Here is a 24,435-nt window from a genome sequence, read left to right on the forward strand (position 1 = left end):
GTTCCCCGCGCCCCTGAAATGCAGACCCTTCGGGTCGCATTTCCCCGATGAGGCGCAGCCTCATCAGGGGCGCGGGGAACTGCGCGACCAGCCACGACGAGTGCCGCACCCGGCGACGAACCCCCAACCCGTAACGGCGTAGACCCGCGGAGCGACCCGCCCCGCTAACGTGGGTCAGATGAGCCCGAACGCGCAGACCCCGGCGACCACCAGTCCCCGCTCCCTCGCGGAGGCGCTGCGCGCCGGGACGGACGAGGACCTGGCCCGCCTGCTGCGCGCCCGCCCCGACCTCCTCGGCCCGGTGCCGAACGACCTGACCCAGCTCGCGACCCGCGCAGGGACCCGCGCCTCCGTCATCCGCGCCCTGGACCGTCTCGACCGCTTCACGCAGCAGGTCGCCCAGGCCCTGGCGATCGCCCCGGACCCGGCCCCGTACACCGCCCTGCACGCCCTCCTCCCCGGCGACGACGCCTCCGCCGCGCTGCCCGGCGCCTTGGCGACCCTGCGCGAACAGGCCCTGGTGTGGGGCGGCGACGACCAGCTCCGTCTGGTCCGCACCGCCCGCGAACTGCTCGCGCCGAGCGCCCAGCACCCCTCCCCGACCGGCCTCGGCCCGACCGTCGCGGAGGCCACCTCGGGCATGTCGCCGACCCGCTTGCAGGAGATCGTGGCGACGGCCGGTCTGCCGTCCACCCACGACCCGGTGTCGGCGGTCGCGGCGCTGACGGAGCTGTTCACGGCGCAGGACCGGATGGGCGCCCTGCTGGACGAGGCCCCGGCCGAGTCCGTCGACGTACTGAACCGGCTGGTGTGGGGCCCGCCGTACGGGCAGGTCACGGCACGACCGGCCGCGCATCTGCGCTGGCTGCTGGACCGGGGGCTGCTGCTGCCGACGAGCCCCGGCACGGTCGTGCTGCCGCGCGAGGCGGCGCTGCACCTGCGCGGCGGCCGGGCGCACCGGGTCCTCGAGCCGCTGCCGCCTGAGGTCGCGGCGAAGGCGACGCACCGTCCACAGGTTGTGGACGCGACGGCGGCCGCCGAGGCGTACACGGCGCTCGCGACGGTCGAGGAGCTGCTGAAGGACTGGGACGAGGGCGGCCCGGCGGTGCTGCGCGCGGGCGGCCTGAGCGTGCGGGACCTCAAGCGCACGGCGGCGGCGCTGGACACGTCGGAGCAGACCACCGCGTTCTGGGTCGAACTGGCCTACGCGGCGGGCCTGGTGGCGTCCGACGGCGAGGCCGACGAGCGGTACGCGGCGACGCCCGCGCTGGACGAGTGGCTGGAGCTGCCGCCGGCGGAGCGCTGGGTGCCGCTCGCGGCGGCCTGGCTGACGGCGACCCGTACGGCGGGCCTGGTCGGCGGCCGGGACGGCAAGGACCGCACGCTGTCGGCCCTGGGCCCGCACCTGGACCGTTCGGCGGCGCCGGAGGTCCGCCACCGCGTCCTGACCCTGCTCGCGGACCTGCCGCAGGGCGCGGCCCCCGACCCGGAGTCGGTCGTCGCCCGCCTCGCCTGGGAGCGCCCCTCCCCCGGCGCCCTGGAGCTGCGCGGCAACCTGGTCCGCTGGACCCTCGCCGAGGCCGAGCTCCTCGGCATCACCGGCCGCGGCGCCCTCTCGACCCATGCCCGCGCCCTGCTCACCCGCGAGCCGGCGGACGGCCCGGGCCACACCCCGCTCACCCCCGCCGAGGCCGCCGTCACCTCCGCGCGGGCCGGGAAGGTGCTCGCCCCGCTGCTGCCCGAGGCGCTCGACCACGTGCTGCTCCAGGCCGACCTGACGGCCGTCGCACCGGGACCGCTGGAGCGGCCGCTCGCCGACGCGCTGTCCGTGCTCGCGGACGTCGAGTCGAAGGGCGGGGCCACCGTGTACCGGTTCACGCCGGGGTCGGTGCGGCGGGCCCTCGACTCCGGGCGCACCGCCTCCGACCTGCACGACTTCCTCACCGCGCACTCCCGCACCCCGGTCCCGCAGCCGCTCGCGTACCTCATCGACGACGTGGCCCGGCGCCACGGCCACCTGCGGATCGGCGCGGCCAGCGCCTACGTGCGCTGCGACGACGACGCCATGCTCGGCGAGATCCTCGCCGACAAGCGGGCCGCGGGCCTGCGGCTGCGCCGCCTCGCCCCGACCGTGCTCGCCGCGCAGGCCGACCCGGGCACGCTCCTGGAGGGCCTGCGCGCCATGGGCTTCGCGCCCGCCGCCGAGACCCCCGAGGGCGATGTCCTGATCACCCGCGCGCACGCCCGCCGCACCCCGCCCCGCACCGCCCCCGAGCCCGTCCCGGACGGCCCGCCGCTGCCCGACGGCACGCTCCTGGACGCCGCGATCCGGGCCATCAGGGCGGGCGACCGCGCCGCGACCACCCCGCGCAGGACCGCCCCTGAGCGCCCCGCGGACGGCGAGCTGCCGCGCACCGGCGCCGCCGACACCCTGGCCACGATGCAGGCCGCGGTGATGACCGGCGAGGCCCTGTGGATCGGCTACGTGAACGCGGAGGGCGCCGCCAGCCAGCGCGTCATCGCCCCGATCCGGGTCGAGGGCGGCTTCGTGACCGCGTACGACCACACCGCCGACGAGGTCCGCACGTACCCCCTGCACCGGGTCACGGGCGTGGCCGAGCTTTCCGAGGAATGAGCCGGGTGCGGCACACTGGACGTTTGGCCACACCGGGCCACGCCCTTCCAGAAAGGTGCCGCGCGTGAACGGACCTCTCATCGTCCAGTCGGACAAGACGCTCCTGCTGGAGGTCGACCACGACCAGGCCGACGCCTGCCGTCGTGCGATCGCCCCGTTCGCCGAGCTGGAGCGGGCGCCCGAGCACATCCACACGTACCGGGTGACCCCGCTCGGGCTGTGGAACGCGCGGGCCGCCGGGCACGACGCGGAGCAGGTCGTCGACGCGCTCGTGCAGTTCAGCCGGTACCCGGTGCCGCACGCGCTGCTCGTCGACATCGCCGAGACGATGGACCGCTACGGGCGGCTGACGCTGAGCAAGCACCCGGCGCACGGGCTCGTGCTGTCCACCACCGACCGGCCGGTCCTGGAGGAGATCCTGCGCTCGAAGCGGGTCGCCCCGCTGGTCGGCGAGCGGATCGACCCGGACACGGTCGTCGTGCACCCCTCCGAGCGCGGCCAGATCAAGCAGACCCTGCTGAAGCTGGGCTGGCCGGCCGAGGACCTCGCCGGGTACGTGGACGGCGAGGCGCACCGCATCGATCTGGCCGAGGACGGCTGGGCGCTGCGCCCGTACCAGAAGCAGGCCGTGGAGGGTTTCTGGCACGGCGGCTCCGGTGTCGTCGTGCTGCCCTGTGGCGCCGGGAAGACGCTGGTCGGCGCGGGGGCGATGGCCGAGGCGAAGGCGACGACGCTGATCCTCGTGACGAACACGGTGTCGGCCCGCCAGTGGAAGCACGAGCTGGTGAAGCGGACCTCGCTGACCGAGGACGAGATCGGCGAGTACAGCGGCACGAAGAAGGAGATCCGGCCCGTCACGATCGCGACGTACCAGGTCCTGACGACGAAGCGGAAGGGTGTCTACCCGCACCTGGAGCTGTTCGACTCCCGCGACTGGGGTCTGATCGTCTACGACGAGGTGCACCTGCTGCCCGCGCCGGTCTTCAAGTTCACCGCCGACCTCCAGGCCCGCCGCCGGCTCGGCCTGACCGCGACGCTGGTGCGCGAGGACGGCAAGGAGGCGGACGTCTTCTCGCTGATCGGGCCGAAGCGCTTCGACGCGCCGTGGAAGGAGATCGAGGCGCAGGGCTACATCGCCCCGGCGGACTGCGTCGAGGTCCGGGTGAACCTGACGGACTCCGAGCGGCTCGCCTACGCGACGGCCGAGGCCGAGGAGAAGTACCGCTTCTGCGCGACGACCGCGACGAAGCGGAAGGTGACGGAAGCGCTGGTGAAGAAGTTCGAGGGTCAGCAGATCCTCGTCATCGGCCAGTACATCGACCAGCTCGACGAGCTGGGCGAGCACCTCGACGCGCCGGTCATCAAGGGCGAGACGTCGAACAAGGAGCGTGAGCGGCTCTTCGACGCGTTCCGCAACGGCGAGATCAACGTCCTTGTCGTGTCCAAGGTCGCGAACTTCTCGATCGACCTGCCGGAGGCCACGGTCGCGATCCAGGTGTCGGGCACGTTCGGCTCCCGCCAGGAGGAGGCGCAGCGCCTCGGCCGCGTCCTGCGCCCGAAGGCGGACGGCCACCAGGCGCACTTCTACTCGGTCGTCGCCCGCGACACCATCGACCAGGACTTCGCGGCCCACCGCCAGCGGTTCCTGGCGGAGCAGGGGTACGCGTACCGGATCGTCGACGCGGACGATCTCCTCACCGGGAAGTAGGGCACCCCGCGCTCCCGAGCGCGCCGCCCCTGGGGCGCACGAAGTGCGCCTTCAGGGGCGCGGGGAACTGCGCGACCAGCCACGACGCACCCGTCACCCGGCGACGAAATCGCAACCCGCAACGGCGGCACCCCCCGGGGCTCCGCCCCAGCCCCCGCTCCTCAATCGCCGGAGGGGCTTGAATGGGCAAAGCCCGGGGGACCATGGTCCCCCGGGCTCACTCGTCACCCGGTCAGAACCCCGGCTTGAAGCGGCGGAGGCGGAGGCTGTTGCCGACTACGAAGACCGAGGAGAAGGCCATGGCCGCTCCGGCGATCATCGGGTTGAGCAGGCCGGCCGCGGCGAGCGGGAGCGCCGCCACGTTGTAGGCGAAGGCCCAGAACAGGTTCGAGCGGATCGTGCCGAGGGTCTTGCGGGACAGCCGGATCGCGTCGGCCGCGGAGCGCAGGTCGCCGCGGACGAGGGTGAGGTCGCCGGCCTCGATGGCGGCGTCGGTGCCCGTGCCCATCGCGAGGCCGAGGTCGGCCTGGGCGAGCGCGGCCGCGTCGTTGACCCCGTCGCCGACCATGGCGACCGAACGGCCCTCGCCCTGGAGGCGCTTGACGACGTCGACCTTGTCCTGGGGCAGGACCTCGGCGATGACGTCCTCGGGGGCGATGCCGACCTCGGCGGCGACGGCGCGGGCCACCGCCTCGTTGTCCCCGGTGAGCAGGACCGGGCGCAGGCCCAGCTCGCGGAAGCGGCGGATCGCGTCGGCGCTGGTGTCCTTGACCGCGTCGGCGACCTCCAGGACGGCGCGGGCCTGTCCGTCCCAGGCGACCGCGATGGCCGTACGGCCTGCCGCCTCCGCCTCGGCCTTGGTGCGGGCCAGCTCGGCGGGCAGGTGGATCTCCCACTCGGCGAGCAGGGCCTCGCGGCCGACGAGGACGGCGTGGCCCTCGACGACGCCCTGGACGCCGAGGCCGGCGATGTTGGCGAAGTCCTCGGGGGTGGGGAGCTTGCCGACCCGCTCGGCGGCGCCGGCGGCGACGGCCTGGGCGATGGGGTGCTCGGAGGAGTGCTCCAGGGCGCCGGCGAGGCGCAGCACGTCGTCCTCGGTGACGCCGTCGGCGGTGTGCGTGGCGAGCAGGGTCATCTTGCCGGTGGTGACGGTGCCGGTCTTGTCCAGGACGATCGTGTCGACCTTGCGGGTGGTCTCCAGGACCTCGGGGCCCTTGATCAGGATGCCGAGCTGGGCGCCGCGGCCGGTGCCGACCATGAGGGCGGTCGGGGTGGCGAGCCCGAGGGCGCAGGGGCAGGCGATGATCAGTACGGCGACCGCTGCCGTGAACGCGGCGGTCCAGCCCGAGCCGTTGCCCAGCCAGAAGCCGAGGGTGGCGACGGCGAGGGCGATGACGACGGGGACGAAGACGGCGGAGATCTTGTCGGCGAGGCGCTGGGCGGCGGCCTTGCCGTTCTGCGCGTCCTCGACGAGCTTGGCCATGCGGGAGAGCTGGGTGTCGGCGCCGACCCGGGTGGCCTCGACGACGAGGCGGCCGCCCGCGTTGAGCGTGGCGCCGGTGACGGGGTCGCCGGTCGCGACCTCGACGGGCACGGACTCGCCGGTGAGCATGGAGGCGTCGACGGCGGAGGAGCCCTCCACGACGATGCCGTCGGTGGCGATCTTCTCGCCGGGCCGGACGAGGAAGCGCTGACCGACCTTCAGTTCACTGACGGGGATGGTCTGTTCGTGGCCGCCGTCGTGGAGGACGGTGACGTCCTTGGCGCCCAGTTCGAGCAGGGCCTTGAGCGCGGCGCCGGCCTTCCTCTTGGAGCGGGCCTCGAAGTAGCGCCCGGCGAGGATGAACGCGGTGACGCCGGCGGCGGCCTCCAGGTAGATGTTCCCGGCGCCGTCGCTGCGGGCGATGGTCAGCTCGAAGGGGTGGGTCATGCCGGGCTCGCCGGCGGTGCCGAAGAACAGCGCCCACAGGGACCAGACGAACGCGGCGGAGGTGCCGACCGAGATCAGCGTGTCCATCGTCGCGGCGCCGTGCCGGGCGTTGGTGAAGGCCGCCTTGTGGAAGGGCCAGGCGGCGTACGTGACGACGGGCGCGGCCAGGGTCAGCGAGAGCCACTGCCAGTACTCGAACTGGAGGGCCGGGACCATCGCCATCGCGATGACCGGCAGGGCCAGGGCGACGGCCGTGATCAGGCGCTGGCGCAGCGGCCGCAGCTCGTCGGCCTCGGCCGCGGGGGCGCCCGCGCCGTCCTGGGCGGCGGACGGCGGGGTGGGCTCCTGCGCGGTGTATCCGGTGGCCTCGACGGTGGCGATGAGGTCGGCGACCTCGATCCCGTCGGCGAAGCTGACCTTCGCCTTCTCGGTGGCGTAGTTGACGGTCGCCTCGACGCCGTCCATCCGGTTCAGCTTCTTCTCGATACGGGCGGCGCACGACGCGCAGGTCATGCCGCCGATGGCGAGTTCCACCTGGTCGGTCGGGGCGACGGTGTGCGCCGACATGGTGCCTCCTCGGTGACGGTGTCCCGGGCATCCGGGCCGGTACCCGGGTCGGGTACCCCTCGTTGAGATCCATTTATACCCCTGGGGGGTATCGAGTGCAAGGCCCGACCCGGCTTGACTTAATACCCCCCAGGGGTATCTTCGTAGCAATAGGTCTCACCAGAGCCCGAGCAGCCACGGATCCAGGAGTCGTCATGCGCACCGGACTGAAGATCACGGCCTTCGCGGCCGCCGTCGCCGCCACGTTCGGCACCGCGTACGGGGTGGGCAGCGGGGTCGGCCCCGTGACCGCCGGCGAGAAGCCGGCCGCGCACGACGCGGAGCACGCGGGCGACTCGGAAAAGACGGAGAAGACAGAGAAGTCGGAGAAGGAGGGAGCCGGTCACGGGGGCCACTCCGAAGGAGTGGCGGAACCGGCGGCCGCGGCCGCCGAGGTGCCCGGCGGCCTCCAGGTCTCCGAGCGCGGGTACACGCTCGACCTGGCGAAGGACCGGCTGCCCGCGAAGACCGGCGAGATCCGCTTCACCATCCGCAAGGACGCCACCGGCAAGCCCGTGACCTCGTACAAGAAGGAGCACGGCAAGGAGCTGCACCTCATCGTCGCCTCGCGGGACCTCACCGGGTACCGGCACCTGCATCCGGTCCGGGCGGCGGACGGCACGTGGTCGACGCCGGTGTCGCTGCCGAAGTCCGGGGACTACCGGGTCTTCGCGGACTTCACCCCGGCCGGCGAGAAGGAGGGGCTCACGCTCGGATCGGGCCTCGGGGTCGCGGGGACGTACAAGCCGGCGAAGCTGCCGGAGCACGCGGCGACCGCGCGCGTGGCGGGCGGCTACGAGGTCCGGCTCGAGGGCGAGCTGAAGCCCGGGGCGGAGAGCGAACTGACCCTGAACGTGTACCGGAACGGCAAGCCCGTCACGGACCTGGAGCCGTACCTCGGGGCGTACGGGCATCTGGTCGCGCTGCGCTCGGGCGACCTGGCCTATCTCCACGTTCACCCGCACGACGGCAAGCCCGGTCCCGGCGTGACGTTCACCGCGAGCGTGCCCAGCACCGGCACGTACCGGCTCTTCCTGGACTTCAAGCACGACGGGGAGGTCAGGACGGCTGCGTTCACCGTGCATGCGGCGTAGGCTGGTCCGCAATATTGGACTAGACCTGTCGGGAGCCGGCCTCATGAGCAAGCGTGCAGTCCTGGAGGTGATCGCCCTCGACGCCGAGGACGCGGTCGCGGCGCAGGCCGGGGGTGCGGACCGGCTGGAACTGGTCACCGACATGGCGGCGGACGGACTCACGCCTTCCGTCGACACCTTCCGCTCCGTCCGCGCCTCCGTGGACATCCCGCTGCGCGTGATGCTGCGCCTCGCCGACGGGTTCGCGGCGGGGGACGTCTCCGAGCTCGTACGGGTGGCGGGGGCGCTGCGCTCGGCCGGGGCGGACGAGTTCGTGCTCGGCTTCCTGGACGCGCGCGGCGAGCCGGACCTCGCGGCGGTCGAGCGGGTCGTCGGGGCGCTGGACGGATGCCGGTGGACGTTCCACCGGGCGATCGACCGGGCCGCGGACCGGGGGGCGCTGCGGCGGGCGGTCTCCGGGCTGCCCGGGCTCGACACGTTCCTCACCGCGGGTGCGGCCGAGGGGGTCGACGCGGGGTACGACGTGCTCGTGGCCGAGGCGGGGCGGGCGGGTGCCGGCGAGCCCGGATACGAGCCGATGATCCTGGTCGGCGGTGGGCTCCGCCTGGAGCACGTCCCGGGTCTGCTCGACGCGGGGATCTCCGGGTTCCACATCGGCGGTGCGGCGAGGCCCTCCGGGTGGACCGGGCCCGTCTCCCCTCGGTCCGTCGAAGAGTGGCGCTCAGCCCTGGACGGCCAGGCGCCGTAGCTCCGCCTCTTCATTGCCGGGTGCCGGCCGGTGGGGCTTCTCGCGCAGTTCCCCGCGCCCCTGATGAGGCTGCGCCTCATCGGGGAAATGCGACCCGAAGGGTCTGCATTTCAGGGGCGCGGGGAACTGCGCGACCAGCCACGACGGCGGGAGAGCCGAAAACCAGCCCCTGGGAGGGGTCAGGCTCGGGGCGCCGATGGGTGGGCCCCGGGATAAACGGTTAGACCCAGCGGACGCGTTGCCGTAAGGTGCCGCGTCTGCCCGCCTCCGCACCCGCACGACCCGGAGCGCCGCCGACCGGACGGTAACCGGTCGGCTCCGTGATCACCCGTACCCCGGAGCCGGAGGCCCTGCCCGTGACCCCGCACAACCCCCTGGACCGCGAGCGCAGCCACCTGCACGCGTCCCGCTCCGCCCTGCGCGCCATGCGCGAGGACGCACAGGCGCTCGACATCCGCGACGTCACCGCGAACTGGGTCAACGCGGCGGTCCTCCAGCGTCAGATCGACGACCGCATCAAGGCCCTGGCCGACCTCGCCGACACCCCCCTCTTCTTCGGCCGGCTCGACTACCTCCACGCCCCGGGCGCCGAGCAGGCGGAGGGCGCGGAGGGCGAGCAGTTCTACATCGGCCGCCGGCACGTCCACGACGCCGACGGCGACCCGATGGTCATCGACTGGCGCGCCCCCGTCTCCCAGCCGTTCTACCGGGCCTCCAAGAAGGACCCGATGGACGTGGCGCTGCGCCGCCGGTTCGGTTACACGGGCGGCGACCTCACCGCGTACGAGGACGAGCACCTGTCCGACCCGGCGGAGGCGGCGCAGACCAGCAAGCTGCTCCAGCAGGAGATCGAGCGCCCGCGCGTGGGCCCGATGCGCGACATCGTGGCGACGATCCAGCCCGAGCAGGACGAGATCGTCCGCAGCGGCCTGTCCGGTTCGGTGTGTGTGCAGGGCGGCCCCGGCACCGGAAAGACGGCCGTCGGCCTGCACCGCGTCGCGTACCTCCTCTACGCGCACCGCGACCGCCTGGCCCGCACCGGCACCCTGGTCATCGGCCCGAACCGATCCTTCCTGCACTACATCGAGCAGGTCCTGCCCGCGCTCGGCGAGCTGGAGGTGCACCAGGCGACGGTCGACGACCTGGTCACCGCGCGCGGGGTCGAGATCCGCGGCACGGACGAGGCGCCCGCCGCGATCGTGAAGGGCGACGCCCGCATGGCCGAGGTGCTGCGCCGGGCGCTGCGCGCGCACATCACGCTGCCCACGGAGGGCGCGGTCGTGGTGCGGGGCTCGCGCCGCTGGCGGGTGGCCCAGCACGAACTGGAAGAGATCGTGCGGGAGTTGACCTCTCGCGACATGCGGTACGGGGCGGCCCGCGAGGCCCTCCCGCAGCGCATCGCGCACGCCGTCCTGGTCCAGATGGAGCGGGCCGGCGAGGCCCCGGACGACCGGGTGCAGAACGCGGTCGCGCGCAACACCGCGGTGAAGGCCGTCGTCAAGGACGTCTGGCCCGCGGTCGACCCGGCGAAGCTGGTGCTGCGGCTGCTGTCCGACGCGGAGTTCCTGGCGGAGCACGCGGCGGGACTCCTCGACGAGGACGAGCAGAAGGCCGTGCTGTGGGTGAAGCCGGCGCGGAGCGTGAAGTCGGCGAAGTGGTCACCGGCGGACGCGGTGCTCATCGACGAGGCCGCGGATCTGATCGAGCGCACGCACTCGCTGGGCCATGTCGTCCTCGACGAGGCGCAGGACCTGTCGCCGATGCAGTACCGGGCGGTGGGGCGGCGCGCGACGACGGGTTCGGTGACGGTGCTCGGGGACCTGGCGCAGGGCACGACGCCCTGGGCGACGGCGAGTTGGCCGGAGGCCCTGGGGCATCTGGGCAAGCCGGAGGCGGTGATCGAGGAGCTGACGGCCGGTTTCCGCGTCCCCACCGACGTCATCACCTACGCCTCCCGGCTCCTCCCCCACATCGCGCCGGGGCTCGCTCCGGTGGCGTCGGTGCGGGAGAACCCGGGTGCGTTCGCGGTGCGCGAGGCGTCCGGCGTCGACGACGTGGTCGCCGCCTGCCGCGAGGCCCTGCGCGAGGAGGGCTCGATCGGCCTGATCGCGGCGGACCCCCGCTGCGCGTCCCTGGCCGAGGCCCTCACCGCGGCGGGCCTCCCGTACCTCTCCCCCGGCGAGGAGACCACGGCCGACGCCCGCCTCACCCTCGTCCCCGCCTCCCTCGCGAAGGGCCTCGAGTACGACTACGTGGTCCTGGACGACCCGGCGGCGATCATCGACGCGGAACCGGACGAACGGACCGGTCTGCGCCGCCTCTACGTCACCCTGACCCGAGCCGTCTCCGGTCTCCGCGTCCTCCACACGGCACCGCTCCCGGAACAGCTGGAAGACTGAGGCGCGTGATCATCTCCTCGTCGGCAGCCGCCGGAATCGCCCTGGTCGAACTGGGCATGGCGCTCACGCCGGGCCCGAACATGATGTACCTGGTGTCCCGGAGCATCGGCCAGGGCCGCACCGCCGGGCTCGTCTCGCTGGTCGGCACCGCGGTGGGCTTCGTCGTCTACATGGTGCTGGCCAACGTGGGGCTCGCGGTCGTCTTCGTCGCCGTCCCCTGGCTGTACATCGGCTTCAAGGCGGCCGGCGCCGCCTATCTCGCCTACCTGGCCTGGCAGACGCTCCGGCCGGGCGGGCACGGGCTGTTCGAGCAGCGGGAGCTTCCGCGCGACTCGTACGGGAAGCTGATGCGGACGGGCCTGATCACCAACCTGCTCAACCCGAAGGTCGCGATCCTGTACCTGGCGCTGATCCCGCAGTTCATCGAGCCGTCCCGGGGCCACACCACGGCCCAGGGTTTCGCGCTCGGCCTCGTCCAGATCGCGGTCGGCGTCACCGTGAACGCCCTGATCATCCTCGCGGCGGGCTCCGTGGCCGCCCTCCTCAAGCGCCGCCCGTCCTGGTCCACCTGGCAACGCCGCGTCACGGGCACGCTCTTGGCAACGGTCTCACTGGCACTGGCCCGAGAGGTCCCTGCCCGAGCCTGACCCGGGGGCGGAGAGCTCCGCCGGAGGGGCTGGTTTTCGGCTATCCCGCCGCGGGGGCTGGTCGCGCCCCGCGGCGCAGCCGCTGATGTCACAGCCCCGCGCCCCTGATGAGGCTGCGCCTCATCGGGGAGATGCCACCCGAAGGGTGTGCATCTCAGGGGCGCGGGGAACTGCGCGAGAAGCCCCACCGGGCCGCACCCGGCAACGAAGAGGCGGAGCTACGGCGCGAGGCCCAGGGCAGGTTCTGCCCCGGACCTCGCGCCGCAGACCCGGCCGCACTCAAACGCCGGCCTTCTCCCCGGCCACCGGCTCCGCGGGGAAGGCCGCGGCCGACTCCCCCCGCATCACCAGCAGCGTCACCAGGCCCGCGAGCCCGGCAATGGCACCCGCCCCCACGAACGCCGCACTGAACCCGTCCGTCAGCGCCGGAAGATCGCCCAGCCGACCCGCACCCTGCGACGTGGCGAGAGCGGTCAGCGCGGCCAGGCCCAGCGCCGAGCCCACCTGGTACGTCGTGTTGACGATGCCGGACGCGAGCCCGGCCTGCTCCTGCGGGGCGCCGGACATGGCCGCCATCATCGCGGGGATGTACGCGAGGGACATGCCGAGCGCCGCGACCAGCGAGGCCGGGAGCACGTCGACCAGGAACGACCCCGTGGGCCCGACCGCCGACAGCCAGAACAGTCCGGCGGCCAGCACGAGCAGCCCGCCCCCGATCAACGGCTTCGCCCCGAACCGCCCGAGCAGCCGCGCCGTCACCGCCGTCATGAACACCATCAGCAGCCCGGTCATGGGCAGCAGCGCCGCGCCGGACGCGAACGCCCCGTACCCGAGCACCTGCTGGAGGTAGAGGTTGAGGAAGTACCACATCGGGATCCAGGCCGCGCCGAGCAGCGCCATCGCCAGGTTCGAGGACCCGAGGCGCGGGATCCGCCACACGCTCAGCGGCATCAGCGGCGCCTTCACGACCCGCTGCACGACGAAGAACAGCGCCAACAGCACGGCGGAGCCGATGAGTTGGAGCACGGTACCGGTGGAGGCCCAGCCGGCCTCCGGGGCCCGTACGACGGCGTAGACGGCCAGCGCGAGACCCGCCGTGACGAACGCGGCCCCGAGCACGTCCACCGCACCGCGGCGCGGAGCGACCGCCGGCAGCAGGCCCGTCGCAGCGAGGGTGGCGAGGCCGATCGGCACGTAGATGACGAAGACCCAGGGCCAGCTCAGCCACTCGGTGAAGACGCCGCCGAGGAAGACGCCCGCGGTGCCGCCGGCCGGTGCCGCGGCGCCGTAGAGGGCCATGGCCTTGCCGAGTTCCTTCGGGTTGTGCCCGAACAGCATCATCAGGAGCGTCATGGAGGCGGGCGCGATGAGCGCGCCGCCGACCCCCTGCACCGCACGCCCGGCGATCTCGACCCACGCGGTCTGCGCGGCCGCGGCGACGACGGATCCGGCGATCAGGACGCTCCAGCCGGCGACGAACACCTTGCGGGCGCCGAGCAGGTCGGACAGCCGGCCGCCGAGCAGCAGCAGTCCGCCGAAGGCGATGACGTACGCGTTGAAGACCCACTGCAGGTCGCCCTGCGAGAACCCGAGGTCCTTCCGCATCTCGGGGAGCGCGACCCCGATGATCGAGGTGTCCATGATGACCATGAACTGCGCGGTGGCGAGCACGAGCAGCGCCCACCAGCGCCGTGGATTGACGCCTTCCATGACTGTTCCCTCCCAGACCTACTTGCCGACCTACCTGCCGACCTACCGGCCATTGATACCCCCATGGGGTATCGGACGCCGAGGAACGTAACATACCCCCTGGGGGTACACAAGCAACAGGGTTTAAGGTCGCCTCATGACGGACGACGACGTGAAGCACGACCTGATCCCGCGGTGGCGACGGGCGCTCCTGACGGCGCTCGGCACGGACGACTGCGTCATCGACCCCGACCGGTACGGACTCGACCTGCTGAAGCGCTGGTCGGAGCCGCAGCGCCGGTACCACACCACCGCCCACCTGAAGGCCGTCCTCGACCACCTCGACGCGCTGGCGGACCACGCGGCGGACCCCGAACTGGTGCGTCTCGCCGCCTGGTTCCACGACGCCGTGTACCTGCCGGACCGCTCCACCAACGAGGAACGGTCGGCCCGCCTGGCCGAACGCGCCCTCACCGAGGTCGGCCTGACCGACCCCCAGGTCGAGGAGGTCGCCCGCCTGGTCCGCCTCACCGTCACCCACGACCCCGCCGACGGCGACACGAACGGCGAGGCCCTGTGCGACGCCGACCTCGCGATCCTGGCCGCCCCGCCGGAGGCCTACGCGGCGTACACCCGGGCCGTGCGCGAGGAGTACGGCTTCGTGCCCGACGAGGCGTTCCGCGCGGGCCGCGCCGCCGTGCTGCGCCAGCTCCTGGACCTGCCCCGACTGTTCCGCACCCCGCACGGCAAGGCCGCCTGGGAGGCACCGGCCCGCGAGAACCTCGGCACCGAACTGGCCCTGCTCACGCCCTGACCCGCCGAAATTCGATTGCCCGCGCCCACCGGCACCCACATGCTCACCGCATGGAACCGCACTACATCAACTCCCGCCGGATCACCCTGCACGAGATCTCCCGCGAGTCCGCGACCGACCTCAACTCCGGTGACGGCGACGGAGGTTTCCGCTGGCTGGGCGGCGGGCCCGGCGACGGCACCCGCGGCGGCTCCGGCATCACGGTGCGCGCCTGGGAGCAGGACGCGTACACGCCGGGCTGGGGCACGTACGTCATGGTGCGCGCCTCCGACGGGTGCGCGATCGGCGGCATCGGCTTCCACAGCGCGCCCGACGACGACGGCCATGTGGAGATCGGCTACGACCTGGTCGCCGAGGCCCGCGGGCAGGGCTACGCGACCGAGGCGGTGGAGGTACTGACCTTCTGGGCGCTCGGCCGAGGCGGCATGCGCACGGTCGTCGCCCACACGGATCCGGACAACACGGCGTCCCAGCGGGTCCTGGAGCGCGCCGGGTTCAGCCGCACCGAGTCCGCGCCGGACCGGGACGAGTTCCGCTTCGTCCGCCACCGCGCCTGAGCCGGCCTGGTCCAAAAAAACCCTAGGCCGGGCGGCCCTTCGGGCGGCGCAGACCCGCGTCCGTGAGCCGGCGCACCAGCTCCTTCGAGCCGATCTCGACGGCCCCCGCGCGCACCGCGTCCTCGTACCGGTGCGAGGGGATGTCGTAGTGGTCGCGCTCGAAGGCGCGCAGCGGCGCCCCGATCCCCTCGGCGAACCGGTGCAGTTCGTCGAAGGACACATCGCTGACCAGGTGCGACCACATCCGGCCGTGGCCCGGCCAGTTCGGGGGGTCTATGTAGACCGTCATCCGCCGGCCACCGTGCCGAGCGCCCCGAGGCGGGCCACGACGACACCGGCCTCCGCGCACACCCAGTGCGGGTCCTCGCCCAGCTCCGGCTCTATGTCGAGCGCGTGCGGCCCCTCGTGACCCGAGCCGGGACCGCACACCATGCACAGCGGCCAGCGCCCGTGCCGCTCCAGCAGGCCGTCCTTCACGTCCTGCGCGACCAGACCCGTGACGTACGCGACGCCCTCCGGCCACTGCTCGACCCACCAGCGGCGCGAGGTGATCGAGTCCTCGACCAGCGAGACCACGTCGGCGTCGGCGACGCCGATCGCCTTGAGGTCGGCGAGCACGAGCGCGCGGGCCGCGTGCAGGGCCTGCTCCAAGGGGCTGATGGTGTCCATGCCCTCAATTGTGCGCCCGGGCCGAAGGGCCCTTGACCGCGAAGCCTTCCGAAAATATCTTTCAAAACGTGAGCAATGACGTGAAGGAAAGTTTCGCAAACGACGCGCCGCCGGCGCCCGCGGCCCTCGCGGCCAAGGTGCGCACCCTGGCGCCGTCGATGACCCGGTCCATGCAGCGGGTCGCCGAGGCCGTCGCCGGTGACCCGGCCGGCTGCGCGGCCCTCACCGTCACCGGCCTCGCCGAGCTCACCGGCACGAGCGAGGCGACGGTCGTCCGCACCGCCCGCATCCTCGGCTACCCGGGCTACCGCGACCTGCGCCTCGCCCTCGCCGGACTCGCCGCCCAGCAGCAGTCCGGCCGCGCCCCCGCCGTCACCGCCGACATCGCCGTCGACGACCCGATCGCCGACGTCGTCGCCAAGCTCGCCTACGACGAGCAGCAGACCCTCGCCGACACCGCCGCCGGGCTCGACACCGGGCAGCTCGGCGCCGCCGTGCACGCGCTGGCCGGCGCCCGCCGCGTCGACGTCTACGGGGTCGGCGCCTCCGGCCTCGTCGCCCAGGACCTCGCCCAGAAGCTGCTGCGCATCGGGCACATCGCCCACGCGCACAGCGACCCGCACCTCGCGATCACCAACGCGGTGACGCTCCGCTCGGGGGACGTGGCCGTGTCCATCACGCACTCCGGCGCGACCGGCGACGTCATCGAGCCGCTGCGGGTCGCCTTCGAGCACGGGGCCACGACCATCGCGATCACCGGGCGCCCCGACGGGCCCGTCTCGCAGTACGCCGACCACATCCTCACCACCTCCATAGCGCGCGAGAGCGAGCTGCGGCCCGCCGCGATGTCCTCCCGGACCAGCCAGCTGCTCGTCGTGGACTGCCTGTTCGTGGGCGTCGCGCAACGCACGTACGAGACGGCCGCGCCGGCCCTGTCGGCGTCCTACGAGGCCCTGGCCCACCGCCACGCTCCGCGGCGCCGGTCATGAGAGCCCGGACTCTCTGAAGGCATGCGCCGCGAGCCCAGTCTTCCCCCTGAGACGGCGCACGCAGTGCGCATCTCAGGGGCGCGGGGAACTGCGCGACCAGCCACGACGAGACCCGCACCCGGCGACGAATCCGCACCAGGCAGACGCAAACCGCCCCTCACAGAAAGCCCCGGCCCCCGATGACCACCCCGTACCAGGACCTCCGCGCCCAACTCGACACGCTCACGACGGAGGCGTTCCGCCCGGAACTCGCCGAGATCGACCAGCTCCCCACCCAGAAGATCGCCGAGCTGATGAACGCGGAGGACGCCTCCGTCCCCACCGCCGTGGCGGACCGGCTCCCCCAGATCTCCGCCGCGATCGACGGCATCGCCGCCCGCATGGCGAAGGGCGGCCGCCTGATCTACGCCGGCGCCGGCACCGCGGGCCGCCTGGGCGTCCTGGACGCCTCGGAGTGCCCGCCCACCTTCAACACCTGGGACGGACAGGTCGTCGGCCTGATCGCGGGCGGCCCCGCCGCGATGGTGACGGCCGTCGAGGGCGCCGAGGACTCCAAGGAGCTGGCCGCCGCCGACCTGGACGCCCTGGACCTCACCGAGCACGACGTCGTCGTCGGCATCTCCGCCTCGGGCCGCACCCCGTACGCGATCGGCGCCGTCGAGCACGCCCGCTCCCGCTACGGCGCCCTCACCGTCGGCCTGTCCTGCAACGCGGGCAGCGCGCTGGCCGCCGCCGCGGACCACGGCATCGAGGTCGTCGTCGGCCCCGAGCTGCTCACCGGCTCGACCCGGCTGAAGTCGGGCACGGCGCAGAAGCTCGTCCTCAACATGCTGTCCACGATCACGATGATCCGGCTCGGCAAGACGTACGGAAACCTGATGGTCGACGTCCGCGCGTCGAACGAGAAGCTGCGGGCCCGCTCCCGCCGCATCGTCTCCCTGGCCACCGGCGCCGACGACGCGGTCATCGAGGCCGCGCTCGCCGCGACCGACGGCGAGGTCAAGAACGCGATCCTCGTCGTCCTCGGCGAGGTCGACGGCCCCACCGCCGCCCGCCTCCTCACCGAGTCGGACGGCCACCTGCGCGGCGCCCTCGCCGCCGCCGCGGGCCTCACCCCGTAACACCCCGCACGAAGAACCACCCCCCGCACAGCAAGGCAGCACGCACCATGGCCGAGAACAAGAACCGCGACGTGGCGTCCGCGATCCTGCCGCTCGTCGGCGGCGCCGCGAACGTCACCTCCGTGGCCCACTGCATGACCCGGCTCCGGCTGGGTCTCGCGGACCGCTCCCTGGTCCGGGACGAGGAACTGAAGGCACTGCCCGACGTGATGGGCGTGGTCGAGGACGACACGTACCAGATCGTCCTCGGCCCGGGGAAGGTCTCCCGGGTCACCCCCGAGTTCGAGGAACTCGTCCAGGAGGGCCGGGCGGCCGCTCCGGAGCCGCACCCCGTCACCGCCGACGAACTGGCGTCCCAGGGCGCCGAGTTGAGGGCGGCCCACAAGGCAAAGAACGCGACCCCGTTCAAGCTCTTCCTGCGCCGGATCGCCAACATCTTCGTCCCCCTGATCCCGGCCCTGATCGGCTGCGGCATCATCGCCGGCCTCAACGGCCTGCTGATCAACCTGGAGTGGCTGCCCGGCATCACCCCGGCGCTCGCCGCCATCGCCTCCGGCTTCATGGCCCTCATCGCCGTGTTCGTCGGCTACAACACGGCGAAGGAGTTCGGCGGCACCCCCATCCTCGGCGGCGCCGTCGCCGCGATCATCGTCTTCCCGGGCGTCGCGAACATCGAGGCGTTCGGGCAGAAGCTGAGCCCCGGCCAGGGCGGCGTCCTCGGCGCGCTCGGCGCCGCCGTCCTCGCCGTGTACGTCGAGAAGTGGTGCCGCAAGTGGGTCCCGGAGGCGGTCGACGTCCTCGTCACCCCGACCGTCACGGTCCTCGTCTCCGGCCTCGTCACGATCTTCGGCCTGATGTACGTCGCCGGTGAGATCTCCACCGGCATCGGCACGGCGGCCAACTGGCTCCTGGACAACACCGGCGCGTTCGCGGGCCTCGTCCTCGGCGGCCTGTTCCTCCCCCTGGTCATGCTCGGCCTGCACCAGGCCCTCATCCCCATCCACACCACCCTCATCGAGCAGCAGGGCTACACGGTCCTGCTCCCGATCCTCGCCATGGCGGGCGCCGGCCAGGTCGGCTGCGCCCTCGCCGTCTTCAAGCGCCTGAAGAAGAACAAGTCGATCCGTACGACCATCAAGTCGGCCCTCCCCGCGGGCTTCCTGGGCGTCGGCGAGCCCCTCATCTACGGCGTCTCGCTCCCCCTGGGCCGCCCGTTCATCACCGCGTGCGTGGGCGGCGCGGCGGGCGGCGCCTTCGTCGGCCTGTTCTCGATGCTCGGCGACAAGGTCGGCTCGACCGCCATCGGCCCGTCCGGCTGGGCCCTCTTCCCACTCCTCGACGGCAACAAGGGCCTCGGCACGACCGCCGCGATCTACGGCGGCGGCCTCCTCGTCGGCTACTTCGTCGGATTCCTGGCCACGTATTTCTTCGGCTTCAGCAAGCAGATGCTGCTCGACCTGAACGCGGACGTCGACGCGGGCGAGTCGGCGGCGGCCCGAGCCGAGGAGGGCCCGTCGACCCCGAACCCGGACCCGGACCCCACGAAGGAACCGGCCCAGGTCTGACCCGGCCGCGACGCACACGACAGTGAGCATGGCCGAACTGCCGTCCTGGTGGAGCCCTGACCCCTAGTAGTACACGCCGGGCAGATACACGTCCGGCTTCGCGAACCCGGGCCCCGGCTCCACGATCCCGGCCGCCGCGGCCTGCTCGTTCGACATCAGCACGGTGTCGTCCACCGGCGGGACGGGCCCGGCGGCACTCGCCGCCCCGGCCGCCCCCAGCACCCCGGCGGCCCCCACCAGGGACACCACCACACCCCGCACAACCTTGCCCACGCGCTCATTCATCGTCATGCCCCGCTCAACGAGGGGGCGGGGCGGGAGGTCACGTATCGCCCCGGCTGCGAGACGGGCCGCGCGGGCGCATCCTGGCCACATGGCTGAGAGCACGTTTTCGAAGATCGCGTGGACCGAGTTCCGCCCCGACCAGCGGCGCCTGGCCGCCGGCGCCGCACTGACCGGCCTCGGCATGCTCACCGCCGCGGCGGGCATCGGCGTACTCGTCTACGAACTGGCCCGCGCGGGCCGCACCTGGACCGGAGGCTGGGAGGTACCGCCCACCGAGATGGCCTCCCGAGCCTTCCACCACGCCCAGGCAGCAGCCCAGAGCGCCGCCCAGGCCGGCCGAACCACCTGGCAGACCTACGAAGAATCCAACAGCACCCCTTGACCCCAGGGCGCGACCAGCGGGCCCCTGGGGGCGCACGAAGTGTGCCCTTCAGGGGCGCGGGGCTGTACCCGATCAGCGACTCCGTCGCGGGGCGCGACCAACAAGCCCCTGGGGCGCACGAAGTGTGCCACCCAGGGGCGCGGGGAACTGCGCGACCAGCCACGACGGAGCCGCACCCGGCGACGAATCCGCACGAGGCAGACGCGACCCGCCCGGGCCCGCAGAGGCACCCCGGACACGCCCGTGGGCGGTACCCCCCGAAGGGAGTACCGCCCACAGATCAGACTGACCTGAGCCCAGAAGACCGGCTCAGAAGTCCATGTCACCGCCCGGCATGCCACCCGGAGCAGCCGCAGAGGCCTTCTCCGGCTTGTCGGCGATGACGGCCTCGGTGGTGAGGAACAGCGCGGCGATGGACGCGGCGTTCTGCAGGGCAGAGCGCGTGACCTTCGCCGGGTCGAGGATGCCCTCGGCGATCATGTCGACGTACTCACCCGTCGCGGCGTTGAGGCCGTGACCGATGGGAAGGTTGCGCACCTTCTCCACGACGACGCCACCCTCGAGACCACCGTTGACGGCGATCTGCTTGAGCGGGGCCTCGAGCGCGAGCTTCACGGCGTTGGCGCCGGTCGCCTCGTCACCGTCGAGCTCGAGCTTCTCGAAGACCGCGGAGGCCTGGAGGAGGGCCACGCCACCACCGGCGACGATGCCCTCTTCGACGGCCGCCTTCGCGTTGCGAACGGCGTCCTCGATGCGGTGCTTGCGCTCCTTGAGCTCGACCTCGGTGGCCGCGCCCGCCTTGATGACGGCGACGCCGCCGGCGAGCTTGGCGAGGCGCTCCTGGAGCTTCTCGCGGTCGTAGTCCGAGTCGCTGTTCTCGATCTCGGCACGGATCTGGTTGACGCGACCCTGGACCTGGTCGCTGTCACCGGCGCCGTCGACGATCGTCGTCTCGTCCTTGGTGATGACGACCTTGCGGGCGCGGCCGAGCAGGTCGAGACCGGCGTTCTCCAGCTTGAGGCCGACCTCCTCGGAGATGACGGTGCCGCCCGTGAGGATGGCGATGTCACCGAGCATGGCCTTGCGGCGGTCGCCGAAGCCCGGGGCCTTGACGGCGACGGACTTGAAGGTGCCACGGATCTTGTTGACGACCAGGGTCGACAGGGCCTCGCCCTCGACGTCCTCGGCGATGATCAGCAGCGGCTTGCCGGACTGCATGACCTTCTCGAGCAGCGGAAGGAGGTCCTTCACGTTGCCGATCTTCGAGTTGACGATCAGGATGTACGGGTCGTCGAGCGACGACTCCATGCGCTCCATGTCGGTGGCGAAGTACGCCGAGATGTAGCCCTTGTCGAAGCGCATACCCTCGGTGAGCTCGAGCTCCAGACCGAAGGTCTGGGACTCCTCGACGGTGATGACGCCTTCCTTGCCGACCTTGTCCATGGCCTCGGCGATGAGCTCGCCGATCTGGGTGTCGGCGGCGGAGATGGAGGCCGTGGAAGCGATCTGCTCCTTGGTCTCGACATCCTTGGCCTGCTCGAGCAGGGCGGCGGAGACGGCCTCGACGGCCTTCTCGATGCCACGCTTGAGGGCCATCGGGTTGGCACCGGCGGCCACGTTGCGAAGGCCTTCGCGAACGAGGGCCTGGGCCAGGACGGTCGCGGTCGTCGTGCCGTCACCGGCGACGTCGTCCGTCTTCTTCGCGACCTCCTTGACCAGCTCGGCGCCGATCTTCTCGTACGGGTCCTCGAGCTCGATCTCCTTGGCGATGGACACACCATCGTTGGTGATCGTGGGGGCGCCCCACTTCTTCTCGAGGACGACGTTGCGACCCTTGGGGCCCAGGGTCACCTTGACGGCGTCGGCGAGCTGGTTCATGCCGCGCTCGAGGCCGCGCCGTGCCTCCTCGTCGAACGCGATGATCTTGGCCATGTGAAGTGGTCCTCCCGGACGGGGTGGAAAAGCAAGCAAACGGACCGTGCCGGCGCCCGCGACGGACGGCTTGCGCACCTTGTGGTTCCTTGCCCCACCCGGCGTGCGAGCCTCACTGGCCCGATCCAAGTTCTGTCACTCTCACTCGGAGAGTGCTAAGCCCAATGATTAGCACTCGCCCCATGCGAGTGCAAGCGGCTACCACAGATCCGCACCCCCGCGCGCCACCCGGTCCCGCCCCCGACCCCGCTCCCGGTCCCGCACCGCTCCGGCCTCCGGGCAGCACGAAGGGCCCGCACCCCCGATCGGGGACACGGACCCTCGTGTCGTACGAAGCTTGCGGTCAGACGCGCGCGCTTCAGCCGGCGGCAAGCCGAACCATGTCGGCCTGCGGCCCCTTCTGGCCCTGCGAGATCTCGAACTCGACCCGCTGACCCTCTTCAAGGGTGCGGTATCCGTCCATCTGGATGGCGCTGTAGTGGACGAAAACATCCGCACCACCGTCGACCGCGATGAAGCCGTACCCCTTCTCCGCGTTGAACCACTTGACGGTGCCCTGAGCCATGCCTAACTCCCCTATTACTGGCCCTTGCGCGAGTCCGCACTTCGCGGACCCGGGTCAGACCTCACGCCCCAAAGGGTTGGGGGTGTGCGCCGGAACGCGTCGACCGCGGCCGAATGTATCTGCCCAACTGCCCTCTGCAACAGGTCAATCGGACGACAATTCTGAGCGCCCGCGATCGGGGAAACCGGGCCAACTCACCGGATCCCAGGGCAAGTCGGGTCGAATAAATGCCATAAAAGGCCCGAATGGGCGGGGCGCTTTGGCTGCTTCTCATCGGGATTCGCTCAAGAACTCATATGCGTCCGTCATGCACCACGGACGGGAGCGGAGCAGCTTCCCCAACTGTACCCCGCTCAACCATGCAGAATTGCCCCCTCCGCTTCTCTGGCGGAGGGGGCAATTCTGGTAACTCTGGGTAAGTCAGGGAAATCCCGGACGGTCGAGGCGATCAGCCGCCGTCGATCAGCCGCCGGCGACGGCGGGAATGATCGAGACGCCGGCGCCGTCCGGCGTCACGGTCTCCAGGCCCTGCTCGAAACGGACGTCGTCGTCGTTCACGTACACGTTCACGAAGCGGCGCAGCTTGCCCTGGTCGTCGAGCACGCGGGCGGCGATGCCCGTGTGGTTCTTCTCCAGGTCGGCGATGACGTCGGCGAGGGTCGCGCCCTCGGCCGGCACCTCGGCCTGCCCGCCGGTGTAGGTACGGAGGATGGTGGGGATCCGGACGTTGACGCTCATGGGTTCACCTCGGCTGTTCTTCGGTAAAGGGGGGCGGGGAACTACTCGGGGGAACTACTCGGCGAGCCCGGCGGACCGGAACGCCTCGAGGGACGGCCGGATCGTCGCGGTGGCCTGCGAGGACTCCGCGACGGCGTCGAGGGTCTTCAGCCCGTCACCCGTGTTCAGCACCACCGTGGTGAGCGACGGGTCGATGAGGCCCGCCTCGATGAGCTTCTTGGTGACACCGAGCGTCACACCGCCGGCCGTCTCCGCGAAGATGCCCTCGGTCCGCGCCAGCAGCTTGATCGCGTCGACGACCTGCTCGTCGTTCACATCCTCCACGGCGCCACCGGTGCGGCGCGCGATGTCGAGGACGTACGGCCCGTCGGCCGGGTTGCCGATGGCGAGCGACTTCGCGATCGTGTTCGGCTTCTGCGGGCGGACGACGTCGTGGCCGCCCTTGTAGGCGACGGAGACCGGCGAGCAGCCCTCGGCCTGGGCGCCGAAGAGCTTGTACGGCTTGTCCTCGACGAGGCCGAGCTTGATGAGCTCCTGCAGACCCTTGTCGATCTTCGTGAACTGCGAACCGGACGCGATCGGGATGACCAGCTGGTCCGGCAGCTGCCAGCCCAGCTGCTCGCAGATCTCGTAGGCGAGCGTCTTGGAACCCTCGCCGTAGTACGGGCGCAGGTTGACGTTGACGAAGCCCCAGCCCTCGCCCAGCGGGTCGCCGATGAGCTCGGAGCAGAAGCGGTTCACATCGTCGTAGTTGCCCTCGATGGCGACGAGGTCACCGCCGTAGACACCGGCCATGACGACCTTGCCCTGCTCCAGGTCGTGCGGGATGAACACGCAGGAGCGGAAGCCGGCGCGGGCGGCGGCGGCGCCGACGGCACCCGCCAGGTTGCCCGTGGAGGAGCAGGAGAGGGTGGTGAAGCCGAAGGCGCGGGCGGCCTCGATGGCCTGGGCGACGACACGGTCCTTGAAGGAGTGCGTCGGGTTCCCGGAGTCGTCCTTGACGAACAGCCTGCCCTGCTCGACGCCGAGTTCACGGGCCAGGTTGTCGGCCTTGACCAGGTGGGTCCAGCCCGGGTTCAGGTTCGGCTTCTCGGCGACGTCGGCCGGGACGGGCAGCAGCGGCGCGTAGCGCCAGATGTTCGCGGGGCCGGCCTCGATCTGCTTGCGGAGCGCCTCGGGGTCGCCGACGGGAAGGTCGTACGCGACCTCCAGAGGCCCGAAACACTCGACGCACGCGAAGATCGGGCCGAGCTCGAACTTGGCGCCGCACTCGCGGCAGGAGAGGCCCGACGCGGGACCGAGGTCCACGGTCTTCTCGGAGGGGGTGGTTCCGGTGGCGACAGTCTGTACAGCCATGAGAGG

Annotated in this window: 21 protein-coding genes; 12 read left to right on the forward strand and 9 right to left on the reverse strand. The window is 72.0% G+C overall.

Annotation, left to right across the window (positions count from 1 at the left end):
• Positions 1-178 precede the first annotated feature (178 nt).
• Together ACIBTU_RS33680 and ACIBTU_RS33685 are read left to right on the forward strand one after the other, a co-directional pair.
• Complete coding sequence (locus tag ACIBTU_RS33680) at positions 179-2,635, forward strand: helicase-associated domain-containing protein (protein ID WP_399130479.1); 2,457 nt, start codon at positions 179-181, stop codon at positions 2,633-2,635.
• A gap of 64 nt (positions 2,636-2,699) precedes the next feature.
• Complete coding sequence (locus ACIBTU_RS33685) at positions 2,700-4,343, forward strand: DNA repair helicase XPB (protein WP_399130480.1); 1,644 nt, start codon at positions 2,700-2,702, stop codon at positions 4,341-4,343.
• 232 nt (positions 4,344-4,575) lie between these two features.
• On the opposite strand, the gene ACIBTU_RS33690 is transcribed toward ACIBTU_RS33685, so the two are convergent.
• Positions 4,576-6,840 (reverse strand): heavy metal translocating P-type ATPase, encoded by a 2,265-nt coding sequence (locus ACIBTU_RS33690; RefSeq protein ID WP_399130481.1) that lies wholly within the window; start codon positions 6,838-6,840, stop codon positions 4,576-4,578.
• Between the two features lie 194 nt (positions 6,841-7,034).
• On the opposite strand from ACIBTU_RS33690, the gene ACIBTU_RS33695 reads away from it, so the two are divergent.
• From ACIBTU_RS33695 to ACIBTU_RS33710, 4 genes are all read left to right on the forward strand, one after another.
• Positions 7,035-7,973 (forward strand): hypothetical protein, encoded by a 939-nt coding sequence (locus ACIBTU_RS33695; RefSeq protein WP_399130482.1) that lies wholly within the window; start codon positions 7,035-7,037, stop codon positions 7,971-7,973.
• Positions 7,974-8,016: 43 nt separating this feature from the next.
• Positions 8,017-8,721: a copper homeostasis protein CutC gene (locus tag ACIBTU_RS33700; RefSeq protein ID WP_399130483.1), complete on the forward strand. Its 705-nt coding sequence runs from the start codon at positions 8,017-8,019 to the stop codon at positions 8,719-8,721.
• Between the two features lie 425 nt (positions 8,722-9,146).
• Positions 9,147-11,120, forward strand: coding sequence for a HelD family protein (locus tag ACIBTU_RS33705; RefSeq protein ID WP_399130616.1), 1,974 nt, complete (start codon positions 9,147-9,149; stop codon positions 11,118-11,120).
• A gap of 8 nt (positions 11,121-11,128) precedes the next feature.
• Positions 11,129-11,767: a LysE family translocator gene (locus ACIBTU_RS33710; protein ID WP_399130617.1), complete on the forward strand. Its 639-nt coding sequence runs from the start codon at positions 11,129-11,131 to the stop codon at positions 11,765-11,767.
• 279 nt (positions 11,768-12,046) lie between these two features.
• Here ACIBTU_RS33710 and ACIBTU_RS33715 read toward each other — a convergent pair whose 3' ends face one another.
• Entirely contained in the window at positions 12,047-13,477 is a 1,431-nt protein-coding gene (locus tag ACIBTU_RS33715; RefSeq protein ID WP_399130484.1) for an MFS transporter, read from the reverse strand.
• Positions 13,478-13,613: 136 nt separating this feature from the next.
• Between ACIBTU_RS33715 and ACIBTU_RS33720 the strand changes: the two genes are divergently transcribed.
• Positions 13,614-14,270, forward strand: a complete 657-nt coding sequence (locus ACIBTU_RS33720; RefSeq protein ID WP_399130485.1) for a hypothetical protein — start codon at positions 13,614-13,616, stop codon at positions 14,268-14,270.
• A gap of 50 nt (positions 14,271-14,320) precedes the next feature.
• Positions 14,321-14,827: a GNAT family N-acetyltransferase gene (locus ACIBTU_RS33725; protein WP_399130486.1), complete on the forward strand. Its 507-nt coding sequence runs from the start codon at positions 14,321-14,323 to the stop codon at positions 14,825-14,827.
• Between the two features lie 22 nt (positions 14,828-14,849).
• Here ACIBTU_RS33725 and ACIBTU_RS33730 read toward each other — a convergent pair whose 3' ends face one another.
• Both ACIBTU_RS33730 and ACIBTU_RS33735 read right to left on the reverse strand, forming a co-directional pair.
• On the reverse strand, positions 14,850-15,116 hold the full coding sequence (locus tag ACIBTU_RS33730) for a DUF4031 domain-containing protein (RefSeq protein WP_399130487.1): 267 nt from the start codon (positions 15,114-15,116) through the stop codon (positions 14,850-14,852).
• Positions 15,113-15,496, reverse strand: a complete 384-nt coding sequence (locus ACIBTU_RS33735; protein WP_399130488.1) for a hypothetical protein — start codon at positions 15,494-15,496, stop codon at positions 15,113-15,115. Before ACIBTU_RS33735 ends, ACIBTU_RS33730 begins: the two co-directional genes overlap by 4 nt.
• A gap of 68 nt (positions 15,497-15,564) precedes the next feature.
• Between ACIBTU_RS33735 and ACIBTU_RS33740 the strand changes: the two genes are divergently transcribed.
• The 3 genes from ACIBTU_RS33740 (at position 15,565) to ACIBTU_RS33750 (ending at position 19,171) form a co-directional block, all read left to right on the forward strand.
• Positions 15,565-16,485: a MurR/RpiR family transcriptional regulator gene (locus ACIBTU_RS33740; RefSeq protein ID WP_399130489.1), complete on the forward strand. Its 921-nt coding sequence runs from the start codon at positions 15,565-15,567 to the stop codon at positions 16,483-16,485.
• A gap of 179 nt (positions 16,486-16,664) precedes the next feature.
• Positions 16,665-17,606, forward strand: coding sequence for an N-acetylmuramic acid 6-phosphate etherase (gene murQ / locus ACIBTU_RS33745; protein WP_399130490.1), 942 nt, complete (start codon positions 16,665-16,667; stop codon positions 17,604-17,606).
• A 47-nt stretch (positions 17,607-17,653) separates the two neighbouring features.
• Positions 17,654-19,171 (forward strand): PTS transporter subunit EIIC, encoded by a 1,518-nt coding sequence (locus ACIBTU_RS33750; RefSeq protein WP_399130491.1) that lies wholly within the window; start codon positions 17,654-17,656, stop codon positions 19,169-19,171.
• 63 nt (positions 19,172-19,234) lie between these two features.
• Here the strand turns inward: ACIBTU_RS33750 and ACIBTU_RS33755 are convergent, their stop codons facing one another.
• Positions 19,235-19,462 carry a hypothetical protein gene (locus ACIBTU_RS33755; RefSeq protein ID WP_399130492.1) on the reverse strand — a complete coding sequence of 76 codons (228 nt, stop codon included), beginning with the start codon at positions 19,460-19,462 and terminating at the stop codon, positions 19,235-19,237.
• Positions 19,463-19,544: 82 nt separating this feature from the next.
• On the opposite strand from ACIBTU_RS33755, the gene ACIBTU_RS33760 reads away from it, so the two are divergent.
• Complete coding sequence (locus ACIBTU_RS33760) at positions 19,545-19,838, forward strand: hypothetical protein (protein ID WP_399130493.1); 294 nt, start codon at positions 19,545-19,547, stop codon at positions 19,836-19,838.
• Between the two features lie 309 nt (positions 19,839-20,147).
• Here ACIBTU_RS33760 and groL read toward each other — a convergent pair whose 3' ends face one another.
• The 4 genes from groL to thrC all read right to left on the reverse strand — a co-directional run bounded on the left by groL (position 20,148) and on the right by thrC (position 24,429).
• Positions 20,148-21,770, reverse strand: coding sequence for a chaperonin GroEL (gene groL / locus ACIBTU_RS33765; protein ID WP_399130494.1), 1,623 nt, complete (start codon positions 21,768-21,770; stop codon positions 20,148-20,150).
• A 358-nt stretch (positions 21,771-22,128) separates the two neighbouring features.
• Entirely contained in the window at positions 22,129-22,335 is a 207-nt protein-coding gene (locus ACIBTU_RS33770) for a cold-shock protein (RefSeq protein ID WP_005486335.1), read from the reverse strand.
• Between the two features lie 462 nt (positions 22,336-22,797).
• Positions 22,798-23,073, reverse strand: coding sequence for a MoaD/ThiS family protein (locus tag ACIBTU_RS33775; RefSeq protein ID WP_399130495.1), 276 nt, complete (start codon positions 23,071-23,073; stop codon positions 22,798-22,800).
• A gap of 54 nt (positions 23,074-23,127) precedes the next feature.
• Complete coding sequence (gene thrC / locus ACIBTU_RS33780; RefSeq protein ID WP_399130496.1) at positions 23,128-24,429, reverse strand: threonine synthase; 1,302 nt, start codon at positions 24,427-24,429, stop codon at positions 23,128-23,130.
• Positions 24,430-24,435 lie beyond the last annotated feature (6 nt).

Origin of the sequence: Streptomyces sp. NPDC050145, assembly GCF_044460245.1 — a bacterium.
GTDB lineage: Bacteria > Actinomycetota > Actinomycetes > Streptomycetales > Streptomycetaceae > Streptomyces.

Bases quoted from the DNA above. Each gene is read 5' to 3' on its own strand.
- ACIBTU_RS33680 (WP_399130479.1), top strand. From the start codon at position 179: ATGAGCCCGAACGCGCAGACCCCGGCGACCACCAGTCCCCGCTCCCTC.
- ACIBTU_RS33690 (WP_399130481.1), bottom strand. From the start codon at position 6,840: ATGTCGGCGCACACCGTCGCCCCGACCGACCAGGTGGAACTCGCCATC.
- ACIBTU_RS33695 (WP_399130482.1), top strand. From the start codon at position 7,035: ATGCGCACCGGACTGAAGATCACGGCCTTCGCGGCCGCCGTCGCCGCC.
- ACIBTU_RS33700 (WP_399130483.1), top strand. From the start codon at position 8,017: ATGAGCAAGCGTGCAGTCCTGGAGGTGATCGCCCTCGACGCCGAGGAC.
- ACIBTU_RS33705 (WP_399130616.1), top strand. From the start codon at position 9,147: ATGCGCGAGGACGCACAGGCGCTCGACATCCGCGACGTCACCGCGAAC.
- ACIBTU_RS33715 (WP_399130484.1), bottom strand. From the start codon at position 13,477: ATGGAAGGCGTCAATCCACGGCGCTGGTGGGCGCTGCTCGTGCTCGCC.
- ACIBTU_RS33720 (WP_399130485.1), top strand. From the start codon at position 13,614: ATGACGGACGACGACGTGAAGCACGACCTGATCCCGCGGTGGCGACGG.
- ACIBTU_RS33725 (WP_399130486.1), top strand. From the start codon at position 14,321: ATGGAACCGCACTACATCAACTCCCGCCGGATCACCCTGCACGAGATC.
- ACIBTU_RS33730 (WP_399130487.1), bottom strand. From the start codon at position 15,116: ATGACGGTCTACATAGACCCCCCGAACTGGCCGGGCCACGGCCGGATG.
- ACIBTU_RS33735 (WP_399130488.1), bottom strand. From the start codon at position 15,496: ATGGACACCATCAGCCCCTTGGAGCAGGCCCTGCACGCGGCCCGCGCG.
- murQ (WP_399130490.1), top strand. From the start codon at position 16,665: ATGACCACCCCGTACCAGGACCTCCGCGCCCAACTCGACACGCTCACG.
- ACIBTU_RS33750 (WP_399130491.1), top strand. From the start codon at position 17,654: ATGGCCGAGAACAAGAACCGCGACGTGGCGTCCGCGATCCTGCCGCTC.
- ACIBTU_RS33755 (WP_399130492.1), bottom strand. From the start codon at position 19,462: ATGACGATGAATGAGCGCGTGGGCAAGGTTGTGCGGGGTGTGGTGGTG.
- ACIBTU_RS33760 (WP_399130493.1), top strand. From the start codon at position 19,545: ATGGCTGAGAGCACGTTTTCGAAGATCGCGTGGACCGAGTTCCGCCCC.
- groL (WP_399130494.1), bottom strand. From the start codon at position 21,770: ATGGCCAAGATCATCGCGTTCGACGAGGAGGCACGGCGCGGCCTCGAG.
- ACIBTU_RS33770 (WP_005486335.1), bottom strand. From the start codon at position 22,335: ATGGCTCAGGGCACCGTCAAGTGGTTCAACGCGGAGAAGGGGTACGGC.
- ACIBTU_RS33775 (WP_399130495.1), bottom strand. From the start codon at position 23,073: ATGAGCGTCAACGTCCGGATCCCCACCATCCTCCGTACCTACACCGGC.
- thrC (WP_399130496.1), bottom strand. From the start codon at position 24,429: ATGGCTGTACAGACTGTCGCCACCGGAACCACCCCCTCCGAGAAGACC.